The organism is Acidovorax soli, from assembly GCF_900107605.1.
Classification (GTDB): Bacteria; Pseudomonadota; Gammaproteobacteria; order Burkholderiales; family Burkholderiaceae_C; genus Acidovorax; species Acidovorax soli.
On sequence record NZ_FNQJ01000002.1, the window covers coordinates 304,619 to 318,818 of the forward strand.

Here is a 14,200-nt window from a genome sequence, read left to right on the forward strand (position 1 = left end):
TGCACAGTACAGCGTCACGGGCAGCGGCTACCATCACGGGCTGGCTTATCGCGCCTGACAGCTCATCCGGTCCCCCCCACATGCCCGCTTTTTCTTTTGAAGCCCTGGACGCCCAGGGCCAGACCCGCAAGGGCCTGATGGAAGCCGACACGGCCAAGTCGGCCCGTAGCCTGCTGCGGGCCCAGGCGCTGGTGCCCCTGAGCGTGGAGCCCGTGCAGACCGGCCAGTCGCGCGATGGCGCCCCCGCCGGCCTGGGGCAGCGCCTTTTCACGCGGCCGGTGCTGGGCGCCTCCGCCCTGGCCATCTGGACCCGCCAGCTGGCGGGGCTGGTGGCCTCGGGCCTGCCGCTGGAGCGCGCCCTTTCCGCCCTGTCGGAGGAAGCCGACGACGAGCGCCAGCGCCATCTGGTGGCGGCCTTGCGCTCCGAGGTGAACGCCGGTGCCCCCTTTGCCCGCGCGCTGGCCCAGCATCCGCGCGAGTTTTCCGACATCTACTGCGCCGTGATCGGCGCGGGCGAGCACAGCGGCAACCTCGGCCTGGTGCTGGAGCGCCTGGCCGACGACCTCGAAGAGCGCCAGGCCCTGCAGGCCAAGCTGATGGGCGCGGCGCTGTACCCAGCCATCGTCACCCTGATCGCCATCGCGATCGTGCTGTTCCTGGTGAGCTACGTGGTGCCGCAGGTGGCCAGTGTGTTCGCCGGCACCAAGCGCGCCCTGCCCTTTCTCACCGTGGCCATGCTGGCCGTGAGCGCCGCGGTGCGCAGCTATGGCTGGCTGATGCTGATTGCTGTCGTTTTGATAGCTATAGGTGCACGCTGGGCCTTGGCAATCGAGCATTTTCGTCAAAAGTTTGATGCCGCCTGGCTGAACCTGCCCCTGGTGGGCAAGCTGGCGCGCGGCTACAACGCGGCGCGCTTTGCCAGCACGCTGGCCATGCTGGCCAGCGCCGGCGTGCCCATCCTCAAGGCCCTGCAGGCCGCCGCCGAAACCCTGAACAACCGCGCACTGCGCGCCGATGCGCTCGATGCGCTGGTGCTGGTGCGCGAGGGCGCCCCGCTGGCCTCGGCGCTGGCGCAGAAAAAACGCTTCCCCGGCCTGCTGGCCATGTTTGCGCGCCTGGGCGAGCAGACCGGCCAGCTGCCGGTGATGCTGCAGCGCGCCGCCACCCAGCTGTCCAACGACGTGCAGCGCCGCGCCATGCAGCTGGCCACCATCCTGGAGCCGCTGCTCATCGTGGCCATGGGCCTGATCGTGATGCTGATCGTGCTGGCAGTGCTGCTGCCCATCATCCAGCTCAACCAGTTCGTGAAATGAAGTGCACCCCCCTGAGGCGCTACGCGCCTTCACCCCCTCTCTCGCCTCGCTGCGCGATGCGGGAGGGGGGACGCCGCCAGCGCGACGGGGCGGCCCTTGCGCGGCGGCCCTGGCTTGTGGCGCGCCTGTTTCAACGGCTGCGAGTGGTGGAATGGATGGCTTTCAAGGAGGATCCATGGCGGTGACCCTGGACGACAAGCTGGTGGTGGCGATCTCGTCACGCGCACTGTTCGATTTTGAAGAAGAAAACCGCATCTTCGACCCCGAGCACCCCCAAGGCTACATGCAGCTGCAGCTCGACCGGCTGGATGAGCCGGCGCGGCCCGGCGTGGCGTTTTCGCTGGTCAAGAAGCTGCTCGCCTTCAACGAGCCCGCGCAGCAGCGGGTGGAGGTGGTGGTGCTGTCGCGCAACGACCCGGTCAGTGGCATGCGCGTGTTCCGCTCGGCCAAGGCCCACGGGTTGGCGTCGGTGCAGCGCGGGGTCTTCACGCAGGGGGCGGCGCCGTTTCGCTACCTGCGGCCCCTGGGCGCGCACCTTTTTCTCTCGGCGAACGCGGCCGACGTGAACGAGGCCCTGGCCATGGGCTTCCCGGCGGCGCAGGTGGCCACGCAGTCGGCCCAGGCCAGCGCGGCCCACCCGCACGAAGTGCGCATCGCCTTTGACGGCGACGCCGTGCTGTTTTCGGACGAGGCCGAGCGGGTGTTCCAGGCCTCCGGGCTCGACGCCTTCCAGGCCCACGAGGTCGAAAAGGCCCTGCTGCCCCTGCCCCCCGGGCCCTTCAAACCTTTTTTGTCGGCCCTGCACCGCCTGCAGCAAAGCGGCGCACCGTCCATGCGCATCCGCACCGCCCTGGTCACGGCGCGCGGCGCGCCCGCGCACGAACGGGCCATCCAGACGCTGATGAGCTGGCAGATCGCGGTCGATGAAGCCATGTTTCTGGGCGGCATGCCCAAGGGCGAGTTCCTGCGCGAGTTCGAACCCGACTTTTTCTTTGACGACCAGACCGGCCATGTCACCTCCGCGGCCCGCCATGTGCCTGCAGGCCATGTGAGCAGCGGCATCACCAACCAGGGCACCCTGCCGGCCGGATAAGCATGCCGGCATGCATGGCATCTGCATGCAACCAGGACGCCCTGCCAAAGAGTGCAACACCCGGTGAAAGCCTGCGCCCGCAGCGTTGCAAATGGGCTTTGCGGCCGCAGATATGCCAACATCGCCCCTGTTCGACCCGAGGAGTTTTGCGCATGAAAATCCCACTGGCCCTGCTGGCCGCCCTGGGCTGCAGCCTGGCACTCGCCAACCCGCCGGAGGCGGCCGTGCCCGCGCAGGCGGCTGCCAGCGCCCCGGCCAAGGCCCCGCTGTCCAAGGGCGAGATCAAGGCCATGCAGGAATTCAAGATGCTCGACTTCAACGGCGACGGCAAGCTCAGCCGCAGCGAAGTGGTGCTTTTTCCCCGCCTGGCCGCCGCTTTTGACGATGCCGACACCGACCACGACAACTTCGTTTCGTACGCCGAAGTGCAGGTTTTTGCCGCCAAACACCGCGCCGAACGCGAGCGCAAGCGGGCCGCACAGGCAGAGGTGGCATCGGGCACCCCTCCCGTCAAACCATGAGGGAACGGGGTGGCCATGCATCTCACATTTGCTGCCACCCCCGCCCGCTTGCGCCGGCCTTTTACAGAAAGCGCTCCAGCAAACGCCGGGACTGCCGGTCCAGCACCGTGGTGTCGGGCACCCGAAACTGCATGCCGTCGCCCGCGGCAATCAGCAGGCGCGTGCGCCCGCCCAGGCGGCGGATGTCTTCTTCGGCCTTCAGCATGAACTGGGCCGGGCCCTTGTCGGTCTCGACGGTCCAGGTGCTGGGCGTGGAGAAACTCGAAACAGAAACGATCTGGTGGATAGTGGGCACAAACTCCCGCACGGCCAGTTCTTCATCGACCAGGTGGCGTGCCGCCTCGGGCAGCTGATCGAGCCGGTCCAGCCAGACCAGTTCATGGCCATCCGGGCCAACGAGCGAAAGGCCTTCGGACGGCGCCGCGATCGGAAACGCGCGCACGGGCGTCACGCCCTCGTGGAGGGTGCCGTCCGGCTGGGTCAGGACCAGGCGGCCATGGGAATTGCGGTGCAGTTGCAGCGGAACAATGGATGTCGTCATGGTCAGCTTCCGGCCGGTTCAAGAATTGCCGGCGGGGTGCGCCGGGTGCAGCAGGCCGCTGTCGATGATGACGCCAGCGGCCTGGGCGTCTTCTTCGGCGCGGCGGGCCTGGGCTTCGTACAGGCGCCAGTAGGCGCCCTGCTTTTCCATGAGTTCATCGTGCGGCCCGACCTCGACCACCTCGCCGCGGTCCATGACCACCAGGCGGTCGGCCTTGCGCAGGGTGGACAGGCGGTGGGCAATGGCAATGGTGGTACGGCCCTGCACCAGGTTGTCGAGCGCCTTCTGGATTTCCTTTTCCGTCTCGGTATCGACGGCCGAGGTGGCTTCGTCCAGGATCAGGATGCGCGGGTCGATCAGCAGCGCGCGGGCAATGCTGATGCGCTGGCGCTCGCCGCCCGACAGGCCCTGGCCGCGCTCGCCCACCAGCGAGTCGTAGCCATGCGGCAGGCGCAGGATGAACTCGTGCGCATGGGCGGCGCGGGCGGCCGCCACGATCTCCGCGCGCGAGGCATCGGGCTTGCCATAGGCAATGTTCTCGGCAATCGTGCCGAAAAACAGGAAGGGCTCCTGCAGCACCAGGCCGATGTGGCGGCGGTAATCGGCCACGGCGAAGCGGCGGATATCCACCCCATCGACCTGGATGGAGCCATCGCTCACGTCATAGAAGCGGTTGATCAGGTTCACCAGCGTGCTCTTGCCCGAGCCGCTGTGCCCCACCAGCCCGATCATCTCGCCGGGGCGGATGTCCAGATCCAGGTGCTTGATGACGGCGCGGCTGCCGTAGCGAAAGCCCACGTTGCGCATCTGGATGGCGCCTTCGACGCGGGCCAGTTTCACCGGCTGGACGGGGTCGGGCACATTGCTGACATGGTCCAGGATGTCAAAGATGCGCTTGGCACCCGCAGCGGCCTTCTGTGTGACCGAGACAATGCGGCTCATGGAATCGAGCCGCCCATAAAAGCGCCCGATGTAGGCGATGAAGGCCGTGAGCACACCCACGGTGATCTGGTTGCGCGACACCAGCCAGATGCCGAACGCCCAGACCACCAGCAGGCCGATTTCGGTGAGCAGCGACACCGTGGGCGTGAACAGGCTCCAGGTTTTGTTGAGCTTGTCGTTCACTTCCAGGTTGTGCTGGTTGGCGTCGCGAAACCGCTGGGCTTCGCGCTTTTCCTGGGCAAAGGCCTTCACCACGCGGATGCCGGGAATGGTGTCGGCCAGCACGTTGGTCACCTCGCTCCACACACGGTCGATTTTTTCGAAACCCGTGCGCAGGCGGTCGCGTACGGTGTGGATCATCCAGCCGATGAAGGGCAGCGGCACCAGCGTGACCAGCGCCAGCCAGGGGTTGATGGAAAACAGGATGGCCGCCGTCATGCAGATCATCAGCACATCGGTGATGAAATCGAGCGCGTGCAGCGACAGGAAGACGTTGATGCGGTCGGTTTCGGAGCCAATGCGCGCCATCAGGTCGCCCGTGCGCTTGCCGCCAAAGTAGTCGAGCGACAGGCGCAAGAGGTGCTCGTAGGTGGTGGTGCGCAGGTCGGCGCCGATGCGCTCGGACACCAGCGCCAGGATGTAGGTGCGCGCCCACGACAGCCCCCAGGCGGCCAGGGCCGACAGCAGCAGGCCGCCCAGGTAGAGCAGCACCAGGCCGGGCTCGATCTGCTGGCCGTTCTGGAACGGGATCAGGATGTCGTCCATCAGCGGGATGGTGAGGTAGGGCGGCACCAGCGTGGCCGCCGTGGAAGCCAGCGTGAGCGCAAAACCCGTCGCCAGCTGCTTGCGGTAGGGCCGCGCGAAGCGCCACAGCCGCAGCAGCACCCAGGTGGAAGTCTGCGGGGGCTGGGCGCGCGCGCAGGCCGGGCATTCTTCGGTATCGGGAGGCAGCGGGGTGTGGCACTGCGGACAGGTGGGCTCATCGGCCTCGTCCTGCGCCGCACCCGAAGCCAGGCTGCGGGCCGTCGCCTGCTCGAAGCGCTGCACCAGGCGCAGGGCCTGAGGATGGTGCACCAGGGTAAAGCGCCAGAGGGCCAGCCGCGCATCCGGGGCCTGCAGCTCCAGCGTGCCGACCCCGCCGTGGTCCTGCATGCGCAGCGCCAGGCCGCTCGACAGCGGCCAGGCACGCCAGGCGGCAGTGCCGGGGTCGCAGGCCAGAATGCGCTCCGAAGTCACCACCACCCAGCCGGCGGCAAAGCGCAATTCGACACTCAGGTCAACCTGTAACGCGGCCAGCACGTTCTCTTGGGGAGCGAGCATGGCCCGCAAATCGGCCCCCTGGGGGCCAGAAAAGACACCGGAGGCGTCCACAGAATGGTGATGTTGCATAGGTTTGGGTTCTCTGCAGTCGGCGACACACAGCCACAAGCGTTGCAGGAGCTGGAATTTTGACCGAAACCCGGCGTGCCAGCGCAAACTGCACCGCCTCCTCCCCTTGATCGGCAAAACGGGCGTCCAACCGGGCGCACAATTGCATTCCCTGTCCGGCCCGCCCGGTGCCCCTGAACCGCTCCGAAACATGGCAAAAATCGACGATATCCAACTCCTGCGCATCAACTACCTGCGCGGCCCCAACATCTGGACCTACCGGCCGGCACTGGAGGTCTGGCTGGACCTGGGTGTACTGGAAGACCACCCCTCCAACACCCTCCCCGGGCTCAATGACCGCCTCACGGCCTGGTTGCCCGCGCTGGAGGAGCACCACTGCGGCGTGGGCGAGCGCGGCGGTTTCCTGCAACGCCTGCAGGAGGGCACCTGGTGCGGCCATGTGCTGGAGCATGTGGTCATCGAGCTGCTCAACCTGTCGGGCATGCCCACGGGTTTCGGCCAGACCCGCAGCACGTCGGTGCGCGGTGTCTACCGCATGGTGTTCCGGGCCCGCGACGAACAGGTGGCCCGCGTGGCGCTGGCCCAGGGGCACCGCCTGCTGATGGCCGCCATCAACGATGAACCCTTTGACGTACGGGCCGCCGTGGCGCGGCTGCGCACCGAGGTCGATGACCGCTACCTGGGCCCCAGCACGGCCTGCATCGTGACGGCAGGCACGGACCGCGGCATTCCCCACATCCGCCTGAACGACGGCAACTTGGTGCAACTGGGCTACGGCGCCCGCCAGCGGCGCATCTGGACGGCAGAGAGCGAATTCACCAGCGCCATCGCCGAAGGCATAGCCAGCGACAAGGATCTCACCAAGAGCCTGCTCAAGGCCTGCGGCGTACCCATCCCGGACGGCCAGGTGGTCAACAGCCCCGCTGAGGCCTGGGAAGCCGCCGAGGACATCGGCCTGCCCGTGGTGGTCAAGCCCTCCGACGGCAACCATGGCCGCGGCGTCACGCTGGACCTGCGCAAGCAGGAAGACATTGCGGCGGCCTACCATGTGGCCTACCCCGAGGGCAGCGACGTGATGGTCGAGCGCTTCATTCCCGGCGACGAACACCGCCTGCTGGTGGTGGGTGGCAAGCTGGTGGCGGCGGCACGCGGCGAGGTGGTCAGCATCACGGGCAATGGCCGGTCCACGGTGACCGAGCTGATCGACAGCCAGCTCAATTCCGACCCCCGCCGGGGCCACGAAGAAGAGTACCCGCTCGAAATCATCGATGTGGCGACCGACGCCAAGGTGCAGCTGGAACTCAAGCGCCAGGACCTCAGCGCTGATGCGGTGCCCGCCGCCGGACGGCAGGTGGTAATCCAGCGCAACGGCAACGTGGCCGTGGACTGCACCGACGAGGTGCACCCGGAAGTGGCCTACATCGCCCAGTTGGCCGCCAAGGTGGTGGGCCTGGACATCGCCGGCATCGACATGGTGGCGCAAGACATCTCCCGCCCCCTGCACGAACAGGGCGGCGCCATTGTGGAAGTGAACGCCGGCCCCGGCCTGCTCATGCACCTCAAGCCCGCCGTGGGCACCCCCCGCCCTGTGGGCCAGGCCATCGTCGAGCACCTGTTCCCCGCCGAAGAACACGAAGACGAAGACACCGTGGGACGCATCCCGGTGGTGGGTGTTGCCGGCACGCAGGGCACCGCCACCATCGCGCGCCTGGTGGCCTGGCTGCTGCACCTGAGCGGACGGCACACCGGCCTGGCCTGCCGCGACGGCCTCTTCCTGGACCGCCGCTGCGTGGAGGCGGCCGACTGCGCCCACTGGGAAGCGGCACACCGCCTGCTCATGAACCAGATGGTGCAGGCCGCCGTGATCGAAAACGACGCCCGCACCATCCTGCGTGACGGACTGGCCTACGACCGCTGCCAGGTGGGCGTGGTCACCGACATGGAGGGCGCGGAAACGCTGGCCGAATTCGACATCCAGAACCGCGAGCAGATGACCAAGGTGCTGCGCACGCAGGTGGACGTGGTGCTGGAGGGCGGCGCGGCCGTGCTCAACGCCGCCGATCCGCAGGTGGCCGACCTGGCCCCGCTGTGCGACGGCGATGTGGTGCTGTATGCACAGGACGCCAGCCTGCCCGCCATCGTGGAGCACCGTGCCCGCAACCAGGGGCGCGCCGTGGTGCGGCGCAACCAGCACGTGGTGCTGGCCACCGGCAGTGCAGAACATGTGCTGGGCACGCTGTCCGAGCTCACGTTCGGGCGCAACGCCATCGTGCCCGACACCGATGCCCTGCTGGCCGCGATCGGCGCGGCCTGGGCGCTGGACATTGCCCCCGACCTCATCGGTGCCGGCATCAAGACGTTCGAGCCCGAGCTGCCGCCCGTGAGCACCCTGCCCACCTGATGCCACCCGTTGTTGATTCCATCGCCCTAGACCTGACCGGGGCCTGCCAGCCCTGATGGACCACAGAAAGACACTTTCATGGATGTATCCCGCACCCGGGCCCTGCGTGGCCCCAACCTCTGGAGCCGCCACATGGCCATCGAGGCCGTGGTGGCCTGCGCCGAATCCGAACGCTCCATCGCCCGCATGGACGGTTTCGAAGCCCGGCTGCGGGCCCTGTTTCCGGCCATCGGCATGCTGCACCCCGAAGGCGGCAGCGGCGATGTCTCGCTCGCCCATGTGCTGCAGACGGCGGCGCTGGCCCTGCAGGCCCAGGCCGGCTGCCCGGTAACCTTTGCCCGCACCACCGCCACCACCGATGCCGGTGTGTACCAGGTGGTTGTCGAATACAGCGAGGAAGCCGTGGGCCGGCAGGCGTTTGAAGACGCCCAGCACCTCATCAACGCCGCGCTGGGCCAGGGCCAATTCGATGCCGAAGCGACCATTGCCAGTCTGCGCGAGCTCGATGAAGACGAGCGCCTGGGCCCCAGCACCGGCGCCATCGTCGATGCCGCCGTGGCCCGCGGCATCCCCTACCGGCGCCTCACGCGCGGCAGCCTGGTGCAGTTTGGCTGGGGTTCGAAGCAGCGCCGCATCCAGGCCGCCGAGATCGACTCCACCAGCGCCGTGGCCGAATCCATCGGCCAGGACAAGGACCTCACCAAGCGCCTGCTGCATGCGGCCGGCGTGCCGGTGCCGCTGGGCCAGCCGGTGGACACCGTCGAGGAAGCCTGGGAAGTCGCACTCAGGGTGGGTCTGCCCGTGGTGGTCAAGCCGCAGGACGGCAACCAGGGCAAGGGCGTCACGGTCAACATCACCGACCGTGCCCAGCTCGAAGAGGCCTACCGCAACGCGGCCGACTACGGCACCGTGATGGTCGAGCGCTTTTTGCCCGGCCACGATTTCCGCCTGCTGGTGGTGGGCGACCAGCTCGTGGCCGCTGCCCGGCGCGAGCCCCCGCAGGTGCTGGGCGATGGCGAACGCACCGTGCGCGAACTGGTGCACATCGTGAACCAGGACCCGCGCCGTGGCGAAGGCCACGCCACCTCGCTCACCAAGATCCGTCTCGATGACATCGCCGTGGCCCGCCTGGCCATGCAGAACCTGACGCCCGACTCCGTTCCGCCCAAGGGCCAGCGCGTCATCCTGCGCAACAACGCCAACCTGTCGACCGGCGGCACCGCCACCGATGTCACCGACGACGTGCACCCTGCCGTGGCCGCGCGCGCCGTGGCCGCCGCCCAGATGGTGGGCCTGCACATCTGCGGCGTGGACATGGTCGCCGAGACCGTGCTGCGCCCCCTCGAAGAGCAGGGCGGCGGCTTCGTCGAAGTGAATGCCGCCCCCGGCCTGCGCATGCACCTGGCGCCCAGCTACGGCAAGCCGCGCAATGTCGGCCAGGCCATGGTGGACCGCCTCTATGCCCATGGCGACGATGGCCGCATTCCTACCGTGGCCGTGACCGGCACCAACGGCAAGACCACCACGGCGCGCCTGATTGCCCACCTGTTCACCGCCCAGGGCCTGCGCGTGGGCATGACCAACACCGACGGCGTGTACGTGAACGGCCGCCAGATCGACAGCGGCGACTGCAGCGGCCCCAAGAGCGCCCGCAACGTGCTGCTGCACCCCGAGGTGGACGCCGCCGTGTTCGAAACCGCGCGTGGCGGCATCCTGCGCGAAGGCCTGGGCTTCGACCGCTGCCAGGTGGCCGTGGTCACCAACATCGGTGCGGGCGACCACCTGGGGCTGAACTACATCACCACGGTGGAAGACCTGGCAGTGCTCAAGCGCGTGATCGTGCAGAACGTGGCCACCACCGGCTATGCCGTGCTCAATGCCACCGACCCCATCGTGGCCGCCATGGCCTCGTCCTGCCCCGGCAAGATCATCTATTTCGCCGCAGACCGCCACCACCCCGTGATGGCCACGCACCGCGCCCAGGGCCACCGCACCGTGTACGTGGATGGCGATTCGATCGTGGCCGCTGAAGGCTCGTGGCGCGAAACCATCCACCTGCGCGACGTGCCCATCACGCGCAACGGCAAGATCGGCTTCCAGGTCGAGAACGTCATGGCCTCGGTGGCCGCCGCCTGGGGCGCCGGCCTGCCCTGGCAGACCATCCGCCGCGGCCTCTCGGGCTTTGTGAACGACAGCGACAACGCTCCGGGCCGCTTCAACGTCATGGATTTCAAGGGTGCCACGGTGATCGCCGACTACGGCCACAACCCCGACGCCATGCGCGCCCTGGTGCAGGCCGTCGAGGCCCTGCCCGCCAAGCGCCGCAGCGTGGTGATCAGCGGCGCCGGCGACCGCCGCGACGAGGACATCCGCGAGCAGACCGTGATCCTGGGCGCCGCCTTTGACGACGTGATCCTCTACCAGGACGCCGCCCAGCGGGGCCGCGGCGACGGCGAAGTGATGGCCCTGCTGCGCGAAGGCCTGGCCGGCGCCGTGCGCACCCAGCATGTCGAGGAAATCCGCGGCGAGTTCATCGCCATCGACGCCGCCCTCGATCGCCTGCAACCGGGCGACCTGTGCCTGGTGCTGGTGGACCAGGTGGAAGAAGCCCTCGCCCACCTGGCCCGGCGCTGCGCCGAAGCCGGGGTGGCAGCATGATGAACATCCGCTGCCGGGCCTTGGCAGCGGCAGGGCTGTTGGCCAGTGCCCTTATGCCCTGCGCCGCGTTGGCGGCATCGGGCGAAAGGATCGGCACGGTGGACACGGCCTTCCAATGGATTGGCCGCGACCACGACATCATCGTGGAAGCCTACGACGACCCTGGCGTGCAGGGCGTGACCTGCTATGTCTCGCGCGCCCGCATCGGGGGCGTCAAGGGCACGCTGGGCCTGGCCGAAGACCGCGCCGAAGCCTCGATCGCCTGCCGCCAGGTGGGGGCCATCCGCATCCCCCAGCCGCTCAGGAAGCAGGAAGAGGTGTTCAGCGAGCGCATGTCCATCCTGTTCAAGCGCCTGCGCATCGTGCGCATGGTGGACCCGGCGCGCAACACGCTGGTCTACCTGACCTATTCGGAAAAGCTGATCGACGGTTCGCCGCAGAACAGCGTGACCGCCGTTCCGGTGGACCGCGCCACGCCCATACCGCTGCGCAAATGAATCGGCGGCCCCACGCCACCGCTCATGAGAAAGCCTCTAGCGCTTGATCAACAAGCGCCAATAGCTATTGATTAATAGCCAATCCTCCCATCAACCCTGCGCCGCAATCTGCCGCAGCGCCTGTTCGAACACCTCCACCGGCTGCCCGCCCGAGATCAGGTGGCGCTCGTTGATGATGATCGCCGGCACCGAATGGATGCCGTGCTGCTGGTAGAACTGCTCACGCTCGCGCACCGCATCGGCAAAGCGGTCAGACGCCAGCAGCGCCCGCGCCTCGTCGGCATCCAGCCCCACCTCGCCCGCCACGCGCACCAGCACCTCATGGCTGCTCGGGTCTTGTCCATCGGTGAAATAGGCCGCGAACAAAGCGTGCTTGAGCGGGGCTTGCAGACCCTTTTCTTCGGCCCAGTGCAGCAGGCGGTGCGCATCGAAGGTGTTGTAGATGCGGCTGCGCTTGTCCATGCTGAAGGTAAAGCCCAGCGCCGCCCCCCGGGCGGCAATGGCCTCGCGGTTCTTCTGGCTCTGTTCCGGTGTGGCGCCGTACTTCTCTTGCAGGTGCTCGCCAATGTCCTGGCCCCCGGGCACCATCTGCGGGTTCAGCTCGAAGGGCTGGAAATGCAGGTCGAGCGCGACTTCGTCCTTGAGCCGATCCGCTGCCTGCTCCAGCGCCTTGAGGCCGATGATGCACCAGGGGCAGGAGACATCGGAGACGAAATCGATCTTGAGGGTGGTGGTGGTCATGGCGGGCTCGCAGAAAAGTGCAGGCCACGATGGTAGGCCCACGCATTGGCCTTTGCAGGCCGGGCTTTTAACCCAGCATCTCCCGCAGCGCCGTCTTGGGCACCTTGCCATAGCTGTTCTTGGGCAAGGCGGACACGAAACGGTAGAGCCGAGGGCGCTTGAAGCGCGCGATGTGCGCCAGGCACAGCGCGTCCAGCGCATCGGGGGTCACGCCCTCATTGCCCACCACAAAGGCCACGGGCACCTCGCCCCACTCCGCATCCGGCTGCCCCACCACGGCCACCTCGCGCACCTGCGGGTGCAGCAGCAGCACTTCTTCGACCTCGCGCGGGTAGATGTTGGAGCCGCCCGAGATGATCACGTCCTTGGAGCGGTCCTTGAGGGTGAGAAAACCGTCGCCGTCCAGGCACCCCATGTCGCCGGTGTACAGCCAGCCATCGCGCAGCGTCTGGGCCGTGGCCTCGGGGTTGTTCCAGTAGCCGGGCATCACGGTTTCGCCGCGCACCACCACCTCGCCGGTCTCGCCTGCGGGCACAGGCTGACCGGCCGCATCGACCACGCGCACCTCCACCAGCGACTGCGCCACGCCCACAGAGGCCATGCGCTCGGCCCAGCGCGGGTGGTGGCGGTCGGCCAGCTGCGCGCGCGCGAGGGCGGTGATGGTCATGGGGCTTTCGCCCTGGCCGTAGATCTGCACAAAGCGGTTGCCCAGGGTGGCCAGCGCGGCGCGCAGGTCGTCGGCATACATGGGGCCGCCGCCGTACACGATGGTCTTGAAGCCCGCCACCTCCGCGCCCGTGGCCCGCACATGCTCGACCAGCCGGTGCACCATGGTGGGCGCGGCAAACAGCGTGAGCTGGCCCACCGAGGCGGCCAGCTGCACCAGCTCGGCGGGCTCGAAACCGCCCGACACCGGCACCACATGGCGTGCGCCCCGCAGCACCTGGGCGTAGTTGTAAAGCCCTGCGCCGTGCGACATGGGTGCGGCATACACCATGGCGTCGCCCGGGGCGATGTCGTCCACGTCGGTGAAATAGCAGGCCGTCATGGCCAGCAGGTTGCGGTGCGTCTGCATCACGCCCTTGGGGCGGCCGGTGGTGCCCGAGGTGTAGAACAGCGAGGCCACATCCTGCGGGGCTCGGTCATGGACCTCCATGGGCGCATGCCGCACGGCAGCGGCATAGGCATCCGAGCCCAACACCAGCAGGCCGGCATCCGGTGCCCCCGCTTCGCGCGCGGCCGCAGCGAGCGACTGCGATGCCAGCACCACGCGCGCACCCGAATCGGCCAGCACATGCGCCAGCTCCTTGGCATGCAGCTTGTAGTTGACCGGCACCGACACCGCGCCCGCCCACACAATGGCATGCAGCGCCTCCAGGTACTCCGGGCAGTTGGCGGCGTAGATGGCCACGCGGTCGCCCGGCGCCACACCGCAGTGCGTGCGCAGCCAGGCCGCCAGGGCCGCCGCGCGGGCACCCAGGGCGCCGTAGCTCAGCACCACCTGGTCGCCGTGCAGCACGGCAGGTTGATCGGGGTAGCGCTGGGCGCTGCGGCGGAGCAGATGGGCAAGATTCATGGGGTGCGTTCGATCACAAAAACATGCGAAAGGCCATGCGGCACTGTAGGTGATGGCGCCTGCGGCACGCACGCCGCACCCCGCGGAGAAACCCGCAGCCCCCGGTGCGGCCCCGGGTGCAGACGCAGTACCTGCCGCAGATGCAGCAGAAAGCCGCAACGCTGGACGCCGGCCAGCGCCTGGAAGCGGCGGTGATCAGGCTGGGCACTTGCGCCAGGAACCATCGACGGACCAGTCGCTTTATTGCGAATAGGACGGGGACGGGAATACATGCGGAACGCCACTCAACAACCACCGGCTAAAGCCGGTGGGTTGAGATCCAGGCACTGAAAGTGCATCGCCCACGCGTCGACTTCACGACGCGTCAAGACCAGGCGGCTCTGCCCTAAAGTTGTCATTGGGGTTCGGCTCAAAGTGGTGCTCCAGATACTGCGGGCCTGTCCGAATTTCTGTGTGTGAGGCTCATTGAACCTTCACCGATTTCGTGAAGCTGGTTGACTATCTTACGTGCTCGATTTCGTGAACCGA

At 67.8% G+C, this 14,200-nt stretch carries 10 protein-coding genes; 6 read left to right on the plus strand and 4 right to left on the minus strand.

Going from position 1 to position 14,200, the window contains the following annotated elements; translation table 11 throughout:
* The first annotated feature begins 80 nt into the window (after positions 1-80).
* The 3 genes from gspF (at position 81) to BLW02_RS03210 (ending at position 2,927) form a co-directional block, all read left to right on the plus strand.
* The gene (gene gspF, locus BLW02_RS03200) at positions 81-1,313 is read left to right on the plus strand and encodes a type II secretion system inner membrane protein GspF (RefSeq protein ID WP_092696973.1); all 1,233 of its coding nucleotides are present in this window, start codon (positions 81-83) and stop codon (positions 1,311-1,313) included.
* A 175-nt stretch (positions 1,314-1,488) separates the two neighbouring features.
* Positions 1,489-2,406: a 5'-nucleotidase gene (locus BLW02_RS03205; protein ID WP_092696974.1), complete on the plus strand. Its 918-nt coding sequence runs from the start codon at positions 1,489-1,491 to the stop codon at positions 2,404-2,406.
* Positions 2,407-2,558: 152 nt separating this feature from the next.
* Positions 2,559-2,927, plus strand: a complete 369-nt coding sequence (locus tag BLW02_RS03210; RefSeq protein ID WP_092696975.1) for an EF-hand domain-containing protein — start codon at positions 2,559-2,561, stop codon at positions 2,925-2,927.
* Between the two features lie 61 nt (positions 2,928-2,988).
* Here BLW02_RS03210 and BLW02_RS03215 read toward each other — a convergent pair whose 3' ends face one another.
* Both BLW02_RS03215 and BLW02_RS03220 read right to left on the minus strand, forming a co-directional pair.
* On the minus strand, positions 2,989-3,468 hold the full coding sequence (locus BLW02_RS03215) for a cyanophycin metabolism-associated DUF1854 family protein (RefSeq protein WP_092696976.1): 480 nt from the start codon (positions 3,466-3,468) through the stop codon (positions 2,989-2,991).
* 18 nt (positions 3,469-3,486) lie between these two features.
* A complete protein-coding gene (locus BLW02_RS03220; RefSeq protein WP_092696977.1) occupies positions 3,487-5,799 on the minus strand; it encodes a cyanophycin metabolism-associated ABC transporter in 2,313 nt (770 codons plus the stop codon).
* A 190-nt stretch (positions 5,800-5,989) separates the two neighbouring features.
* Here BLW02_RS03220 and BLW02_RS03225 point away from each other — a divergent pair, with 190 nt between their 5' ends.
* The 3 genes from BLW02_RS03225 to BLW02_RS03235 all read left to right on the plus strand — a co-directional run bounded on the left by BLW02_RS03225 (position 5,990) and on the right by BLW02_RS03235 (position 11,355).
* Entirely contained in the window at positions 5,990-8,200 is a 2,211-nt protein-coding gene (locus BLW02_RS03225) for a cyanophycin synthetase (protein ID WP_092697014.1), read from the plus strand.
* Positions 8,201-8,278: 78 nt separating this feature from the next.
* Positions 8,279-10,858, plus strand: a complete 2,580-nt coding sequence (cphA, locus tag BLW02_RS03230) for a cyanophycin synthetase (protein WP_092696978.1) — start codon at positions 8,279-8,281, stop codon at positions 10,856-10,858.
* Positions 10,859-10,911: 53 nt separating this feature from the next.
* Entirely contained in the window at positions 10,912-11,355 is a 444-nt protein-coding gene (locus tag BLW02_RS03235) for a CreA family protein (RefSeq protein WP_238323296.1), read from the plus strand.
* A 90-nt stretch (positions 11,356-11,445) separates the two neighbouring features.
* Here BLW02_RS03235 and BLW02_RS03240 read toward each other — a convergent pair whose 3' ends face one another.
* Both BLW02_RS03240 and BLW02_RS03245 read right to left on the minus strand, forming a co-directional pair.
* A complete protein-coding gene (locus tag BLW02_RS03240) occupies positions 11,446-12,096 on the minus strand; it encodes a DsbA family oxidoreductase (RefSeq protein ID WP_092696980.1) in 651 nt (216 codons plus the stop codon).
* A gap of 67 nt (positions 12,097-12,163) precedes the next feature.
* A complete protein-coding gene (locus tag BLW02_RS03245; protein ID WP_092696981.1) occupies positions 12,164-13,672 on the minus strand; it encodes an AMP-binding protein in 1,509 nt (502 codons plus the stop codon).
* Positions 13,673-14,200: the final 528 nt, after the last annotated feature.